Consider the following 15,938-nt stretch of genomic DNA (forward strand, 5'->3'; position numbering starts at 1 on the left):
TTTCGTAATATCCAGCATTCGCTGAAAATCCCCAAACCGGATTTCTCTATCCAAAATCAAAGAATGATTCTGGTTTTTATTTCCGGTTGGTTTGAAAAGCAATGGCCATCAATGGCTTTCCACCCATTTGTACGCATTCACGAAGGCTTCCACCCAAGGGCTTACTTCTTCGTTGAGATTTTCCGATGGATAGTAGGGCCAGTTCCAAGGTTTTAGGGATCTTTCGATATGGGGCATGATGGCCAAGTGTCGGCCATCTTCCGATACGATTCCCGCTACCGCATGGTCGGAACCATTCGGGTTTCCAGGATAGGCTTCATAGCTGTACACCATCCCGATATTGTAGGAATCTTTGGGTTTTGGAAGTTGGAATTTTCCTTCTCCATGTGCTACCCAGACACCCAGTCTTTGACCGGCAAGGCTGCGGAACATCACCGAATTGTTTTCGGGGATATTGACATTGACAAATGCCGATTCGAATTTATGGCTGGCATTGTGGAGCATTTTGGGTTTCACGTCGTGGTCAGGGGTGACCAAACCGAGTTCAACCATCAACTGGCAGCCGTTACAAACCCCGAGGCTGAGGGTGTCTTTTCTTGCGTAGAAATTGTCCAAAGCCAATTTTGCCTTTTCGTTGTAAAGGAAAGCGCCTGCCCAGCCTTTGGCCGAACCCAACACATCGGAGTTGGAGAAACCTCCCACAAATACGATCATCTGCACATCTTCCAGATTCTCACGGCCGGCAATCAAGTCCGTCATGTGCACGTCTTTCACGTCAAAACCCGCCAACCAAAGCCCGTAGGCCATTTCACGGTCTCCGTTGACTCCTTTTTCACGGATGATGGCGGCACGTTTTCCACTGCTTGTTTTCCTATAAGGATTCAAGCCAAAAGCGTCATACGTTCCTTCCCAGTTTTGACCAAATCGATAGGATAATCCTTGGGATTTGTAATTGTTGAACCTGTCCAAAGCCAGCTGATCGCCGCTCTGTTTTTTGTCCAAGAGATAGGAAGATTTGAACCAAACGTCGCGCATTTCAGCAACAGACAGGCTCAAGTCAGTACCAATTAGTTCTACCTTGCCATCAAGGGTTACTTCCCCGATTGAAATGTACGCAATGCCGTGGTTTTCCAAAACGGACCTGGTTCTTTCTGGATTGGCTACCTGGATCAAGACTCCTGGGTTTTCGGCAAAAAGTGCCTTGGTCAAATCTTTTTCGGGAAGCCTGTCGGTCTTTACCTTCAATCCGATTTGGTTGGAAGGGAAAGTCATTTCCAACAAGGCGGTAATCAATCCGCCGGAAGATATGTCATGGCCTGCCAAAATCTCTCCTTTTGAGATCAAGTTCTGAACAGTCATGAATGCTTTCGCAAAATATTGGCTGTCCAACACATCAGGGGTTTCGGTACCCACTTTGTTCAAGACCTGCGAGAAGCTGGATCCGCCTAGTTTGGCGCTGTCTTTGGAGAAATCTATGTGGAAAACCTTGCTCCCGACGATCGGTTTCAGGTCGGGGGAAACGATTTTTTTGATGTCTGCACAGGTTCCTATTGTCGAAATGATGACAGTACCTGGCGAAAAGACGATTTTTCCATCGGGATACTTTTGGGTCATGGAGAGTGAATCCTTTCCCGTGGGAATATTGACGCCCAGATCGATGGCAAATTCACTGACTGCCTGCACCGCCCTGTAAAGCCGGTCATTTTCTCCCGGATTTTTGGAAGGCCACATCCAGTTGGCACTCAGGGAAATTCCCTGCAAGCCTTCCTCGATCGGCGCCCACACCAGGTTGGTCATCGCTTCCGCAATCGCAAGTCTGGATCCAGCCTCTGGATTGGCCAATGCCGCTACCGGCGCATGCCCTATCGAGGTGGCGATTCCTTTGACTCCTGTATAATCCATGGCCATGACGGCCACGTTGTTCAATGGCAATTGGATTTCTCCCGTGGTTTGTTGCTTGGCCACCCGGCCCGTTACAGATCGGTCCACTTTGTTGGTCAGCCAGTCCTTGCAGGCCACGGCTTCCAATTGCAACACTTCGGTGATGTGTTTTTTGAGGTCTTGGAGCTTGTATTCAGGCTCTGAAAAATTGACTGCCAAGGTGCTGTCTTCCAGGATTGTCTTTGGAGAGCTGCCAAACATGTAGGAAAGGTTCCAGTCCACAGGTTTTTCGCCTGTCGCCTGGTTTTCGAACTTGAAGTGCATGTCCCCGGTGGTTTCTCCCACGACATAGAAAGGAGCTCTTTCCCTTTCGGAAATTCTCTTGAGTAAGGCGACGTCTTTTTCGCCAACGACCAATCCCATTCTTTCTTGGGATTCATTGCCGATGATTTCCTTGGCCGAAAGGGTAGGGTCTCCGACAGGCAGTTGATCCAGATAAATGGTTCCCCCTGTGGTTTCCACCAATTCCGAAAGACAGTTCAGGTGTCCACCTGCGCCGTGGTCATGGATGGAAATGATGGGGTTGTCCTCGCTTTCTGCCATGGCACGGATGACGTTGGCCACCCTTTTTTGCATTTCCGGGTTGGATCTTTGGATGGCATTCAGTTCGATGGCATTGCTGAATTCTCCCGTATTGACGGAGGAAACCGCGCTTCCACCCATTCCTATCCTATAATTGTCTCCGCCCATGATGATGATTTTGTCACCTTTTCCGGGTTCGTTTTTCTTGCTGTATGGGGCTCTGGTAAAACCCACGCCTCCTGCCATCATGATCACTTTGTCAAATCCATGATGTTTTTGTCCTTCTTCGTGTTCGAAAGTCAAGACTGAACCTGAGATCATGGGCTGACCGAATTTGTTTCCGAAATCACTTGCGCCATTGGAAGCCTTGATCAGGATGTCCATGGGGCTTTGGTAAAGCCAGTCTCTTTCTGGAAGATTTTTTTCCCATGACCTGCCTTTTTCCGATCGGGTGTAGGACGTCATATAAACCGCCGTTCCTGCCAGTGGAATGGAGGCAGTACCGCCAGCCATTCTGTCCCGGATTTCGCCGCCCGCTCCCGTGGCGGCTCCATTGAAGGGCTCCACAGTGGTAGGGAAATTATGGGTTTCCGCTTTCAGGGAAATGACGGTGTCGATGGTCTCTGGCTCAAAAAAATCCGCTTTGTCCTGTGTTTTCGGGGCAAATTGCTGGGCTTTCGGGCCTTGGACGAAGGCCACATTGTCTTTGTACGCAGAGACGATTTTATTGGGATGTCTCTTGGAGGTTTCCTTGATGAGTTGAAAAAGGGTGTGTTCCTTTGTTTCTCCATCGATGATAAAAGTGCCATTGAAGATTTTGTGCCTGCAATGTTCCGAATTGACCTGGCTGAAGCCGAAAACCTCGGAATCTGTAAGGGGTCTTTCCAGTTGACGGCTGACATCCTCCAGGTAATCGACCTCTTCTTCACTTAGGGCAAGGCCTTCCTTTTTGCTGTATTCGCCGATATTGGATACCGGGATGATTTTTTCGGGTTCCAGATGGATGTCAAAAACATCCTGGTCCAATCCGATATACACTTTCTGCAACATCGGATCGATGGAATCCCCTTCGAGGATTGGGAAGTATTCTTCCATCCGAAGGATACCGCTGATACCCATGTTGCCGGAGATTTCGACGGCATTGGTGGACCATGGGGTGATCATTTCTTTTCTTGGTCCCACAAACCTGCCTTCAACCTTTCCGGTTTTTAAGGCCTTTGCTTCGCCAAAAAGCCAGATGAGTTTGTCGGTGTCAGTGGCATTGAGGGGGTGATGGGATTGTACGGCATATATTTTTGCCTCAAGGGATTGGAAAAAGAGAATCATGTCCGGGGTTTTGGATGGCTTTTCAAGAAGTACAAAGGTAAACAATTGGGGCAAAAGAATAAAGATTTATCAACAGTCAGGCTCGAATAATGAAAGGGGATTGTTTTTTCGCCCATTCGAGCCGTCAGAATAGAGGTTCAATTCCAATTTATAAATCGGCGATTGGAGTCGTTTCCCTTCAATCCTTTCAATTTTCTGATCAAAATCCATCAGAGAAGTTTTGAAAATAAGGGAATGCCCAAACCAAAAAAAAATAAAAAAATCCGATTTGATTTCTTCTTTGATAATGATTTATCGTTTAAATAATTGTGTAAGGAAACACAGTTAAAATTGATTAATTTTATACGTGTAAGTAAATACAGTGGGTATCCTTATCAATTCAAAAAAAACTGAAACACCGAACTTAGCCGGCCTCAAAATTCCCCAATTGAAAAAATAGTTTCTTCACAAATATGGGGCAACAGGGGCCGGAGTTGTTGGATCTTGTTGGAGGTGCAATGGGGACAAAAACAGCTATGGCTTTTCCGGGATTCTTAATGGAAGAAGTGCCAGCATACGCCTGTTTGCCAGTTTGATATTTCAAATTTCAGCTTCTTGAACAATTTTTTTTAGCCACAAATGAAAAAGGAATTGACAAGAACTTCAGCCGCGATCATGTTTTCGGACATCGTCGGATATACCGCCTTGATGGGGGAAAATGAAGAGCATGCGTTCAAGTTGCTGAAAAAAAACACAAAAAATCACCACGATATCCTCAAATCCCATCACGGAAAGATGGTCAAAGAACTTGGCGATGGAGTTTTGTGTGTGTTCGAAAATGTGACCGAGGCCGTACAGTCCGCCTTGGATATCCAGCGGCTTTACAAAGATTCAAATGAAATCAGTCTTCGGATAGGAATTCATTATGGCGAGGTAATATGTGACAAATCAGATATCTATGGAGATGCCGTCAATCTGGCCTCCAGAATCCAAATGATCGGAATTCCCGGATCAATATTGTTGTCGGAAAGGGTCCATCAGGAAATTTCCCATGTGTCGGTTTTCAAATGTGTTTCCTTAGGAAATTTTGATTTAAAAAATGTCAACCATACCACCGAAATTTTCGCCCTAGCCCTTCCAGGCCTAAAAGTGCCCAAACGCGGAGATTTGGAAAAAATCCTTAGGAAGCAGGAGAAAAAACTCATGTTGGCGGGCTTGGTCTTCCTGTCCCTTTTGGTGATGGCGCTTTGGATGTATTACAGTTCTTATATCAGGGCACTCACAAACGAACCTGAAAAGTCCATTGCCGTCTTGCCATTCCAAAATATCGACAACAATCCCGAAAATGACTTTTTTAGTAAAGGCTTGACAGAAGACATCATTTCACACCTTTCCAAAATATCGAGTTTGAAAGTGATCTCAAATGCAAGCGTAGAGGCCTATGACTACCAAAATGAATCCCTCAAGGACATCGCAGCCAGTTTGGGGGTAAATGTAATTCTCGTGGGAAGTGTGCAGCGCTCGGGGAATACCGTCAGAATCCGGGTGCAATTGGTCGACGCAGTCAATGAGGTGAATTTATGGGCCGAAACATTCGACAGGGAGTTAGTGGGGCTTTTTGATGTACAAAGTGAAATTGCCTTCAACATCGCGCAGTCGATGAGTGCCCGGCTGACCAAGGAAGAAATTTTGCTCTTGGACAAAAAACCCACGGCAAACATCAGCGCTTACGAAATTTACCTGAGAGGAAGGGACTATTATTATCAATATGAGGCCGGTACCAATAAATTGGCAATCGATGAATTCAAAAAAGCGATTCAAATGGATTCCAGTTTTGCCTTGGCTTGGGCAGGTTTGGGTGATGCGTACGGTCAATTGTATGGGCGGTTCAATGGGGAGAAATTCTGGATTGATTCCAGTCTGGTGGCAAGTCAAAAAGCCCTCAGCTTGGATTCCAATCTTTCGGAGGCGTACAATTCAATGGCAATTGCCCATAATTACAGAAGTGAATATGACAGAGGGTTTGAGCTCTTGCAGAAAGCGGTTTCGCTCAACCCAAACAATGCACAGGCGGTTGGGAATCTGGGGACCGGGTATTTTTTCAAAGGAAACCTTGAGGAAGCCCTCAAGTGGGAAAAGAAGGCAGCGGGGCTCAATCCAAAACATTATGTCCCTTACCAAATCGTGGGATGGACCTACAGACTTTTGGGAGATTATGAAAATGCGGAATTGTGGTTGAATAAATCACTTGAATTAAAACCATTTAGGGATACCTACGAACAACTTGCCCTTCTTTACATAGGCCAAGGTAAAAAAAGCGAAGCCAAAAAGCTGATCCCTGAACTTTTCAAACTCGGACCAACAGAAAAAGTGTATGAAACTGCTGGCCTGATTGCCTTTATGTGTGGAGATCCTAAAATGGCTAAAACCTTTTTTGAAAAATCCCTGGATCTAAATCCCTTGTTTGGAAGAGATCCGATGGCCATCAGTGCAATCTATTTGGGACATATTCTGCTTGCCGAAAAAGAATATTTGGAAGCCAATTTGTATCTGGACAATGCGTTTGAATTGAACCTTCAGGAAATAAGGAAAGGTGCCCAATATGAGGAGCATGCCTTCTACTTGGCCGGAATCTATGCCACCAGAGGCAAAACAGAGGAAGCAATCCAGTATCTGAAAATCGCAAGGGGCCAGAATTGGAAGGATCATGTTTTGGCTTTTTACAATCCACTTTTCAAAAGTATTCATGACCATCCGGAGTTTGTCAATATCTGTAAGGAAATGGAAACCGAAATGAAAACCCAATTGGAGAGGGCCCAAAAAAATCAGACCCTCGGGATATTGTATGAATTTCCCTGGAAGGTGATTGAGCCGTCGATTGCGGGTGGAGCTGCCTTTGCGTGGATAATTCCTGCCACCAGTGCACAAGCCATGGAAGTTCCGGACATCACTTCATATGTCGCATCTGGAAAAGTAGAAAACACAGCAGTCCCCGGTGCTACCCAATCCACTGGAGGTATTCCTGAATTGGAGTACGAGGCAAAGTTGCCATAGCCGTTTTTACAATCAAAATCCAGGGCTGCCACTGTAAAAACCCTGGGATTGGAACTATGGAAACAACCGGGCAAATTCCGATTGGCATCTCCAAAATCATTGCCAGCTGACATCACTATATATGAACCCCTCCGTGCCAACCTTCGGATTGCCGGGATCACATTGCGATTGGAAGCGCAATTGTCCACGTCATATTCTCCCAAGCTAATCATGACGACATCTCCTTTTATTGCATTTCGAGCAAGATAATCAAAGGCCAAAAGCAAATCAGACCAATATCCTTCTCCGCAGCGATCGAGCACTTTCAAGGGAACCACTTTTGCAAATTTTGAAACCCCATTCATCCCATATCCATCAGGACTTTGGTTTGCTGCTTTGCCGGCAGCTATTCCGGCACAATGGGTTCCATGTCCGGTGCCATCAACGGTAGCATCAGGTTCTCCATCGACAAATGATTTTGCAAATCGGGTTTCTACGTTCAGGTCGGGATGGTTTTTGTCCACCCCTGAGTCCAATATCCAGATCCATTTCATGGGATTTGCGCTTTCCACGGAACCACCCACCAAATTCACCGCGCAACTCGTCTTTTTTGTGGGATCATAATTCCAAGATTGCTGGATAGGCCTGCCTTGTTGGATGGGTCTTCCTTGCTGTATGGGTCTTCCCTGCATTTGGAAATCCGGCTCTACATTTTCTACAAAGGAGTCCTTTTCAAGCGTCCTTATTTCCTCATTGGTCAAGTAAGCAGTGAAACCAATATTGCTGAAGATAAATTTATTTTCGACCTCAATCCCATAACCCTTGGCAAATTCATCGATCTGGTCAAGAAGTAGAAGCATTTTATCATCATACTCCTGCGCGGGTTTTTCCGGACGCTCCTCTTTTAAATCTTCTTGGATGAGCGGAGAAGCAAATGAATCGTTCAGAATGATAATAAAACGTTTTTTTTTCGACTCTTGGACCAAAATCATTGAGACAAGAGCGGGTAAAAATGACAAAACAAGTAGGCTTGCGATTTCCATGGTCATAAAAGTTTAACCCATGGGATGCATTCACATTTCTTCTCGAGCTTGAAAGTGATTGATAATCAGTAAATGGTTCGCTTTTTTTGTCTTCTCCAGTTCAATTAGACGCCACATTCTCCCAATAGTCTGATTTTCTAGCATTTTCAACCCCTTGGATAAACCAATGCATATTTTGGGTTGGATAAAATTAAAAGTCTAATGACAAGGAAGTTAGCTAATTTTCTACAAAATTCAAATGCCAACATTCCAAGAAATGCTTAAGCAATTTCTGAATTCTCCTTCAGTAGGTAATCCACCGTTTCCTCGATAAGGGTATTGTGTCCACAGGGCAATTCGAGGATTTGGATGTGTGGGATTTTGGAGCTGAAAGGGTGGAGGTTTTCGGAAGTGACCATTTTATCAAATTTTCCAGAAACCAAAGTAATCGGTGTTTGGGATTCCCGAAAAGCAGCGATAATCTTTTCTAAGTCAGGCTGAAGGGGTTTGAAGACATTCCAGGTGAAATAGACCTGAGCCCGCTTGGTTCGGGTGCGCATCTGGGATTTCACGAATTTGATAAAGCTGCTTTCCAATAGTCCCAGGCGGTGAAAACGGTCCATCCATTTGAAAAATTGCCTGGGATGAAAAACCACGTACTTGAACAAGCGGTTGAAGGCACCTGGAAATGTCGCCATGTTGTACCAAAATCCGGTTTTGATACCGTCTGGAGCCATTAATAGGAGAGAAATCACCCTTTCGGGAAACAATTCGAAAGTGACCAAGGAAAATTTCCCACCCATGCTGTAGCCCACCAAATGGAATTGTTCAAAATCCTCCTTTTCCATCAGATTCAAAAGGATTTCCTCCCAAACCTGTTTTGTTAGTTTTTGACGGGTGCTGATCCAACTGCTGTGTCCATGATAGAAAACATCAAATACCAGAAAGCAGTCATTATTGGTTTTCAACCTTAGAAAGGGATCAAAAGCTTTCATCGTCTGGCCAAAGCCATGGAAAAGCAAGTGGATATTTTTGCCGTTACCGTGTTTTTTGTAGGCCAATTCCCCAAATGGAGTCTGTAAAAATTGCATGTCCAATATTAAATAAAATTGCAGACAAAAAGGTGGTTTGGGTAAGGAACACATTTTTCAATGGAATTAAACCCGTTTTATGCAGTTCGAAGTCAATTCAATACGCTACTTAACTGATGTTCAATTAGTTGTGAATTTTTTTCTAAATTCACCCTATTGGTATCAGGAATTAGTCTCCCTGTAGTCTGATTTTCTTGCAGTTTCGATCTCATTTGGAAACCTGCTGCATATTTCGGGTTAAAAGAATAATAGTTGGTTATGGAAATTGAATTGAGTTTTTAAATCGGTAAAAATTGGGTTGTTGGAATGAAATGAAATTTTCTTCTTAAAAAAACCACGGAAACTTTGAACATTCAAATAGTTTCTCGAGTTTTGCATCTTAATTGAAAAAATGTTGGATACAAAACACAAAATAATCGAAACCGCAACGGATCAATTTATGCGTTTTGGCGTGAGGTCAGTGACCATGGATGATATTGCCAGGCAAACAGGAGTTTCCAAAAAAACGATTTATCAGGAATTCGCAGATAAAAATCAATTGGTTTACGAGACCTTTCAAGCGGCTTTGCTGCAAGATACCCAGATGGTCGCCGACCTTCCCCGAGTGAAGGACGGCGTAATCGAGCACCTGATTGGGCTCTTCAACTATATGAAAAGCCGGTTTGGAGAGGTCAATCCTTTTGTTTTGAACGAAATAGAAAGGTATTATCCACAATGCTGGCAGTTGTTCGAGGATTTTAAGCAGGAGCATATTCTTGAGAAAATCATCGAAGTCATGGAAACAGGAAAGGAAGAAGGATATTTCCGATCGGAGATCAATACCCAGATCACGGCAAAACTTCGGGTGGAGCAAATGATGATCAGTTTTGACCCCATCAAATTCCCCCCCTCCAAATACAATATGGTGGATTTGCAATTGGAAATATTTGAACAGTTCCTTTATGGGATTTTTACAGAAAAAGGGAGAGCAGCGTATCTAAAACAAAAACTAAGTCAGGCATGAAAACTTTTATGAATCTTAAGGCGGCGATGTCAATCCTCTTGGGCTTGATTTTCATTTCCCCCAGCTATGGGCAAGAGGTATTGGTACTTACCCTTGAGGAAAGTGTCAAATATGCCATCGAAAACAATGTGGACGCAAAAAATGCACAATTGGAGGTGATGGCCTCCAAAGGGATTATTGGGGAAAATTTGGCAAAAGGGCTTCCCCAGATTACGGGAAACTTTGATTTCACCCACAACATGCTTATTCCTGTGGTGTTCTTGCCCAATGCAGGACCATTTGCGGACCCGAACATAGACTCAGATGTCGTCCCTGCCAGGTTTGGGGTAGATTTCCAATCGGCTCTGGGGGTGAGATTGGAGCAAATGATCTTTGACGGGTCTTATTTCGTCGGTCTAAAGGCAGCCAAAACCTTGAAAATGCTGACGGAGTTCGATAAGGAAAAAACCGAAAATGACATCATAGAAGGCGTGAAGAAAGCCTATTATTCTGTCTTGGTCAACGACGAAAGAAGGAAATTGGTGGAAGCCAACCTAGGAAGACTCGAAACCTTGTTGCACGATACTGAGGCCCTTTTTGAGGCGGGGTTTGTGGAGAAGATCGATGTGTCCAGGATCAAAGTCCAGCGCAACAACCTCAATACCGAGCTTGACAAGGTGGTGACCGGAACGGCGATCAGTGTTGAAATGCTAAAATTGCAGATGGGACTTCCCATGAATTCAACTATCGAAATCAGTGAAAAACTCAGCGATCTGAATGAAAAAGCAGAAATCGCATCACTTTTGGAAAATGATGGCTATAGGAGGGTTGAAATCGACCAGTTGAACACGAACCTTGTGCTGGCCAATTTGGACTTGAAAAACAACCAAGTACAATACATGCCAAAAATCAACGGCTTTTTGACTTACCAGAGATCAGGTGCTTCCTTGGATTTCAATTCCTTATGGCAAAGCAACAATTGGTTTTCCGTCTCTACGGTTGGGGTCAACATGAGTATCCCGATCTTTGATGGCTTCTCGAAAAGCAACAAGATCAAACAAAACAGGGTGCAGATCCAACAACTTGAAAACCAGAAGGGATTTGTGGAAAGCAATATCGATATCGAGCGTTTCCAGGCCAAAGCCAACCTCAAGAATAGTCTGAAAGCCTTGTCTGTCCAGGATGAAAACAGGCAATTGGCCTTGGAAGTATTTCAAATGGCCAAAATCAAGTATGATGAGGGAGTAGGCTCCAACCTGGAAGTGGTGGAAGCGGATTCCGCATTGAAAGAAGCCGAATCAAATTATTTTTCAGCGCTGTTTGATACGCTGATTTCAAGAGTGGATTTAGAAAAAGCCTTAGGCATATTGTAAGAAATAACAACAAGACAAGCACATAACAATCATATGAAAATTTACTCCAAATTTTTGATCCTTCCCATACTCGCCCTGGTATTTTCCTGCGCAGAAAAGGATGAATTGACAGAAAAAAAGGCAGCGCTTGAAACGCTCAAAAAGGAATCATTGGCCATGAGGACCTCCATTGAGGAGTTGGAAAGAGAGATTTCAAAACTTGATCCTGAATTCGGTGTTTCCAACCGTAAATCGGTTTTGATCACTACCATCCAGCCTGAGAAAAACAATTTTGCACATTACGTGGAAGTGACCGGCTCTGTGCTTTCAAAGAAGAATGTCAGTATCAGCGGAGAGACATCCGGTAGAATCCAGGAAGTCGCAGCAGTGGAAGGCATGCGTGTCGGCAAAGGCCAAGTTTTGGCACGGATTGATGCCGAATCCATCCAGCGGAACATGGAGGAAGTGGAAAAGCAAATGGAATTGGCAGTCATCATTTTCGAGAAGCAAGAAAGACTCTGGAAACAGCAGATCGGTACAGAAATCCAATACCTCGAGGCGAAAAACCGAAAGGAAATATTGGAAAAAAACATGGCAAGCCTGAAAACCCAAGCGGACCGCAGTACGGTGAGAGCACCTTTTTCAGGAACGGTGGAATCCGTAATGGTGAGGTTGGGTGAGTTGGTCCAGCCAGGTACACCCATGTTTCAATTTGTGGGGGAAAGCGATCTGTTTATTGAGGCAGATGTGTCCGAACGCTTTATCGGTGTGATCAACAAGGGAGATTCAGTGATGATCAACTTCCCTTCCACAGGCCAAAACTTAAAAACGAAGGTTACGGCAGTGGGCGCCATTGTCAATGCCGATAACAGGACATTTAAAGTGGAGGTTTTTGTTCCAAAAATGGACAAGTTGAAACCCAATATGATTTCGGTATTGAAAATCAAGGATTATGAAAATCCTGCAGCGATCGCGATCCCCAATTACCTGATCATGCAGGACAATTCAGGGGATTATGTCTATGTCGTGGAAAACAACTTGAGTAAGAAGCGCATTGTGAAGCGGGGAGTGACCTATCAGGAAGTAACGGAGATTTTGGAGGGATTGACTGGGGATGAGCTTTTGGTGGACAAAGGGTTCAGGGAAGTAGGGGATAATTTCAGTGTAAACATCGCGCAATAGTTCTACTTATGTCAAATCAAGAAGAAAAGAAAAAAGGGGTCATTCGGAATTTTGGGCTGAGTAGTTTGTCTGTTGACAATCAGACCTCTGTCGCAATTTTGGTTTTGATCATTTCGGTATTGGGCATCATGGCCTACAATACCATGCCCAAGGAGAGTTTCCCGGAAATCGTGATCCCCACGGTTTATGTGGGAACCGCTTATCCTGGCAACTCACCCGTGGATATGGAAAACCTGATTACCAGGCCCATTGAAAAAGAATTGAAATCCATCAACAATGTAAAGGACGTGAAGTCCACTTCTGTTCAGGATTTTTCTTCCATTGTGGTTGAATTTACTCCCGGTGTGGAAATTTCCAAAGCCATCCAGGACGTCAAGGATGCTGTCGACAAATCCAAAAGCGAATTGCCATCTGACTTGGACAGCGATCCAGATGTCATTGAGGTAAACACCTCGGATTTCCCGATCATGAATGTCAATATTTCCGGAAACTATTCAGAAGAGGAATTGAAGAAATTCGGGGAATATCTGGAAGACGAGATCGAGAAATTACCCGAAATCTCCAAAGCAGAATTGAGGGGAACGATCGAAAGAGAGATTCGGATCAATGCAGATATTTATAAAATGGAAGCCCTGCGTGTTTCATTCAGCGATATTTCAGAGGCAGTGGGCCAGGAGAATGTCACGGTGTCTGGCGGGAATCTATTGGCAGGCGATTTCAGAAGGTCCCTCAGGATCACGGGAGAGTTCAAAAAACCCGAAGAGTTGCTGGATGTCATTGTCAAAACCGAAAACAACAAGATCGTTTATCTCGGGGATGTGGCAGATGTGGAGGATACTTTCAAGGAAAGGGAAAGTTATGCACGGAGCAACAAGCTCCCGGTCGTCACAGTCAACGTAATCAAAAGAAGTGGTGAAAACCTTTTGGATGCATCAGACAAGATCAAAATTCTGATTGATGATGCCAAAAACAACAGGTTTCCAAAGGATTTGGAAATCACCATCACCAATGACCAATCCAAAGCCACACGTTCGCAAGTTAAGGATTTGGAAAACAGTATTATTTTCGGGGTTATTCTCGTGGTATTGGTCTTGATGTTTTTCTTGGGATTCAGGAATGCCCTTTTTGTGGGTATTGCCATTCCCTTGTCCATGTTTATCTCTTTCTTGATCCTCAACGCCTTTGGGGTGACCTTGAATTTGATGGTGTTGTTCTCATTGATCCTCGCCTTGGGGATGTTGGTGGACAACGGGATCGTGGTTGTGGAAAATATTTACCGCTTGATGCAGGAAGGGAAAACTCCCGTTCAAGCAGCGAAGCAAGGTGTTGGTGAAGTTGCCTGGCCGATCATCACGTCGACAGCAACGACTTTGGCCGCATTCTTTCCCTTGATTTTTTGGGACGATATCATCGGAGAATTCATGAAATACTTGCCGATCACCTTGATCGTGGTGTTGTCTTCTTCCCTTTTCGTGGCATTGGTGGTGAATCCGGTTCTGACCTCACTTTACATGAAGGTTCAGGATGTGGACATGATCAAACCGAAGAAAAAACCATTGGTATTTGCCTTGGTCACTTCCACGCTTGGTATCGTTTCCTACATACTGGGCTGGATGGTCATGGGGAATTTATTGATGCTGATCGCCATCTTCACCGTATTCAATGTACTGGTACTCAGAAAAGCCATTCGCTGGTTCCAAAATGTCTTTTTGGTCAATCTGGAGAATGTTTATGAAAAAACATTGAATTTTGCGCTTCAGGGAATAAAGCCTTACTTCTTTCTGGGAGGTACATTTCTCCTGCTTTTCCTCTCCCTTGTTTTGCTGGGCATAAGAGCTCCCAAAATCCTGTTTTTCCCAGACAATCAACCCGCTTTGATCAATGTTTTCATCGAAAATCCTATCGGTACGGATACAGAGGCGACAAATACCTTTGTGGCCTCCATGGAAGATGAATTGATTGAGGTATTGAAGCCCTTCAATGATGTCATTGAGTCTGTCATTACGCAAGTAGGACAGGGGACAGGTGATCAGTCGGAAGGCCCTGCCATCGCAAATACCCCACACAAGGCGAAAATAACAATCAGTTTTGTGGAATATCAATTTAGACAGGGAGTCAATACCAATGCTGTAATGGAGGATATCCGTGACTTAGTCGAAAAATATCCAGGAGTGTTGATTACCGTGGACAAGCAGAGAAACGGCCCGCCAGTGGGCAAAGCGATCAACATCGAGGTGGCAGGCGAAGATTTTCAGAAATTGATTGCCTTTGAGAGTCAATTCAGGGAATATCTTTCGAGTGCCAATATTCAGGGAATCGAGGAACTCAAATCCGATTTGGAACTGGGCAGTCCTGAAGTGATCCTGAATATCGATCGGGAAAAAGCCAGGAGATTTGGACTTTCCACCTCCTCCATCGCCAATGAATTGCGGACGGCTCTTTTTGGTTTGGAAGTATCCAAGTTCAAGGATGGTGAGGATGATTATCCCATACAACTTCGCCTGAAGGATGATTACAGGTATAATCTGTCTTCCTTAATCAACAAAAAAATAAATTTCAGGGATAAATTCGGCAACCAAAAAGAGGTGCCCATCTCTGCAGTTGCAGAACTGGAGTATGGTTCCACTTACGGGTCGGTCAAACGGAAAGACCTCAATAAAGTTATCTCCATATTTTCCAACGTGACCGACGGCTACAATGCCACCGAGATCAATGATCAATTGAAAGGAATGGTGGCTTCATACGATATTCCGGATGGGATTACGGTTAAGTTTTCAGGTGAGCAGGAAGAACAGGCAAAATCCACTGCCTTTCTCTCCAAGGCTTTGTTGATCGCCGTATCCATGATTTTCCTGATCATCGTAGCGCAATTCAACTCCGTGACCACACCTTTCATCATCATGGCAACGGTGATCTTGAGTACCATTGGTGTATTCTTGGGCTTGGTGATTTTCAACATGGATTTTGTGGTGATCATGACCGGGATTGGAATTATCTCACTCGCGGGTGTGGTGGTGAACAATGCCATCGTTTTGATTGATTATACCGATTTGGTAAGGTCAAGAAGGAGAGAGGAATTGAATACTCCGGATGAAGAATTTCTTCCTGAAGAGGAATTGTTGGGCAGTATTGTCCAAGGAGGAAAAACGAGACTGCGGCCAGTCTTGCTGACGGCCATCACCACGGTGCTGGGTTTGATCCCTTTGGCCATCGGGATGAACATAAATTTCGGTACGCTTTTGTCTGAATTTGACCCCCAATTCTATGTAGGAGGGGACAATGCAGATTTCTGGGGCCCAATGGCTTGGACAGTGATATTTGGTCTAACCTTTGCCACCTTCTTGACGTTAGTAATTGTACCTGTCATGTATTTATTGGCAGATAAATTGAACATGTTGATTCGCAGAATCAAATAGCATGATTAATTAAAGGTTGGTGGTTTTTAAATGTTGAAACCCTTGGGATATTATCCCAAGGGTTTTTATTTTTGCAGATCGATTTTTGCGAT

General features: G+C 44.4%; 7 protein-coding genes and 1 pseudogene. 5 read left to right on the forward strand and 3 right to left on the reverse strand.

The window, feature by feature from the left end; genetic code table 11:
• Positions 1-108: 108 nt before the first annotated feature.
• On the reverse strand, positions 109-3,789 hold the full coding sequence (gene purL, locus F824_RS0119310; RefSeq protein WP_019599583.1) for a phosphoribosylformylglycinamidine synthase: 3,681 nt from the start codon (positions 3,787-3,789) through the stop codon (positions 109-111).
• A gap of 654 nt (positions 3,790-4,443) precedes the next feature.
• Here purL and F824_RS28025 point away from each other — a divergent pair.
• A pseudogene (locus tag F824_RS28025) lies at positions 4,444-6,528 on the forward strand (adenylate/guanylate cyclase domain-containing protein); the annotation flags it as partial.
• A 65-nt stretch (positions 6,529-6,593) separates the two neighbouring features.
• Here F824_RS28025 and F824_RS28030 read toward each other — a convergent pair.
• Entirely contained in the window at positions 6,594-7,844 is a 1,251-nt protein-coding gene (locus tag F824_RS28030; RefSeq protein WP_161629741.1) for a S8 family serine peptidase, read from the reverse strand.
• 260 nt (positions 7,845-8,104) lie between these two features.
• Positions 8,105-8,914, reverse strand: coding sequence for an alpha/beta fold hydrolase (locus F824_RS0119355; protein ID WP_019599592.1), 810 nt, complete (start codon positions 8,912-8,914; stop codon positions 8,105-8,107).
• A 394-nt stretch (positions 8,915-9,308) separates the two neighbouring features.
• Here F824_RS0119355 and F824_RS0119360 point away from each other — a divergent pair, with 394 nt between their 5' ends.
• Genes F824_RS0119360 through F824_RS0119375 form a run of 4 tightly spaced genes read left to right on the forward strand, consistent with a single transcriptional unit; the run spans position 9,309 to position 15,846 of the window.
• Positions 9,309-9,917: a TetR/AcrR family transcriptional regulator gene (locus F824_RS0119360; RefSeq protein WP_033405464.1), complete on the forward strand. Its 609-nt coding sequence runs from the start codon at positions 9,309-9,311 to the stop codon at positions 9,915-9,917.
• Entirely contained in the window at positions 9,914-11,269 is a 1,356-nt protein-coding gene (locus F824_RS0119365; RefSeq protein ID WP_051107581.1) for a TolC family protein, read from the forward strand. The genes F824_RS0119360 and F824_RS0119365 overlap by 4 nt, the downstream gene beginning before the upstream one ends.
• A gap of 33 nt (positions 11,270-11,302) precedes the next feature.
• Entirely contained in the window at positions 11,303-12,430 is a 1,128-nt protein-coding gene (locus F824_RS0119370; RefSeq protein ID WP_019599595.1) for an efflux RND transporter periplasmic adaptor subunit, read from the forward strand.
• An 8-nt stretch (positions 12,431-12,438) separates the two neighbouring features.
• Positions 12,439-15,846, forward strand: coding sequence for an efflux RND transporter permease subunit (locus tag F824_RS0119375; protein ID WP_019599596.1), 3,408 nt, complete (start codon positions 12,439-12,441; stop codon positions 15,844-15,846).
• Positions 15,847-15,938: the final 92 nt, after the last annotated feature.

Source organism: Rhodonellum psychrophilum GCM71 = DSM 17998, from assembly GCF_000381545.1.
Taxonomy (GTDB): Bacteria; Bacteroidota; Bacteroidia; order Cytophagales; family Cyclobacteriaceae; genus Rhodonellum; species Rhodonellum psychrophilum.

What these genes read in the sequence shown, in the direction of transcription:
- purL (WP_019599583.1), bottom strand. Translation starts at nt 3,789, where the DNA reads ATGATTCTCTTTTTCCAATCCCTTGAGGCAAAAATATATGCCGTACAA.
- F824_RS0119375 (WP_019599596.1), top strand. Translation starts at nt 12,439, where the DNA reads ATGTCAAATCAAGAAGAAAAGAAAAAAGGGGTCATTCGGAATTTTGGG.
- F824_RS0119365 (WP_051107581.1), top strand. Translation starts at nt 9,914, where the DNA reads ATGAAAACTTTTATGAATCTTAAGGCGGCGATGTCAATCCTCTTGGGC.
- F824_RS28030 (WP_161629741.1), bottom strand. Translation starts at nt 7,844, where the DNA reads ATGGAAATCGCAAGCCTACTTGTTTTGTCATTTTTACCCGCTCTTGTC.
- F824_RS0119370 (WP_019599595.1), top strand. Translation starts at nt 11,303, where the DNA reads ATGAAAATTTACTCCAAATTTTTGATCCTTCCCATACTCGCCCTGGTA.
- F824_RS0119355 (WP_019599592.1), bottom strand. Translation starts at nt 8,914, where the DNA reads ATGCAATTTTTACAGACTCCATTTGGGGAATTGGCCTACAAAAAACAC.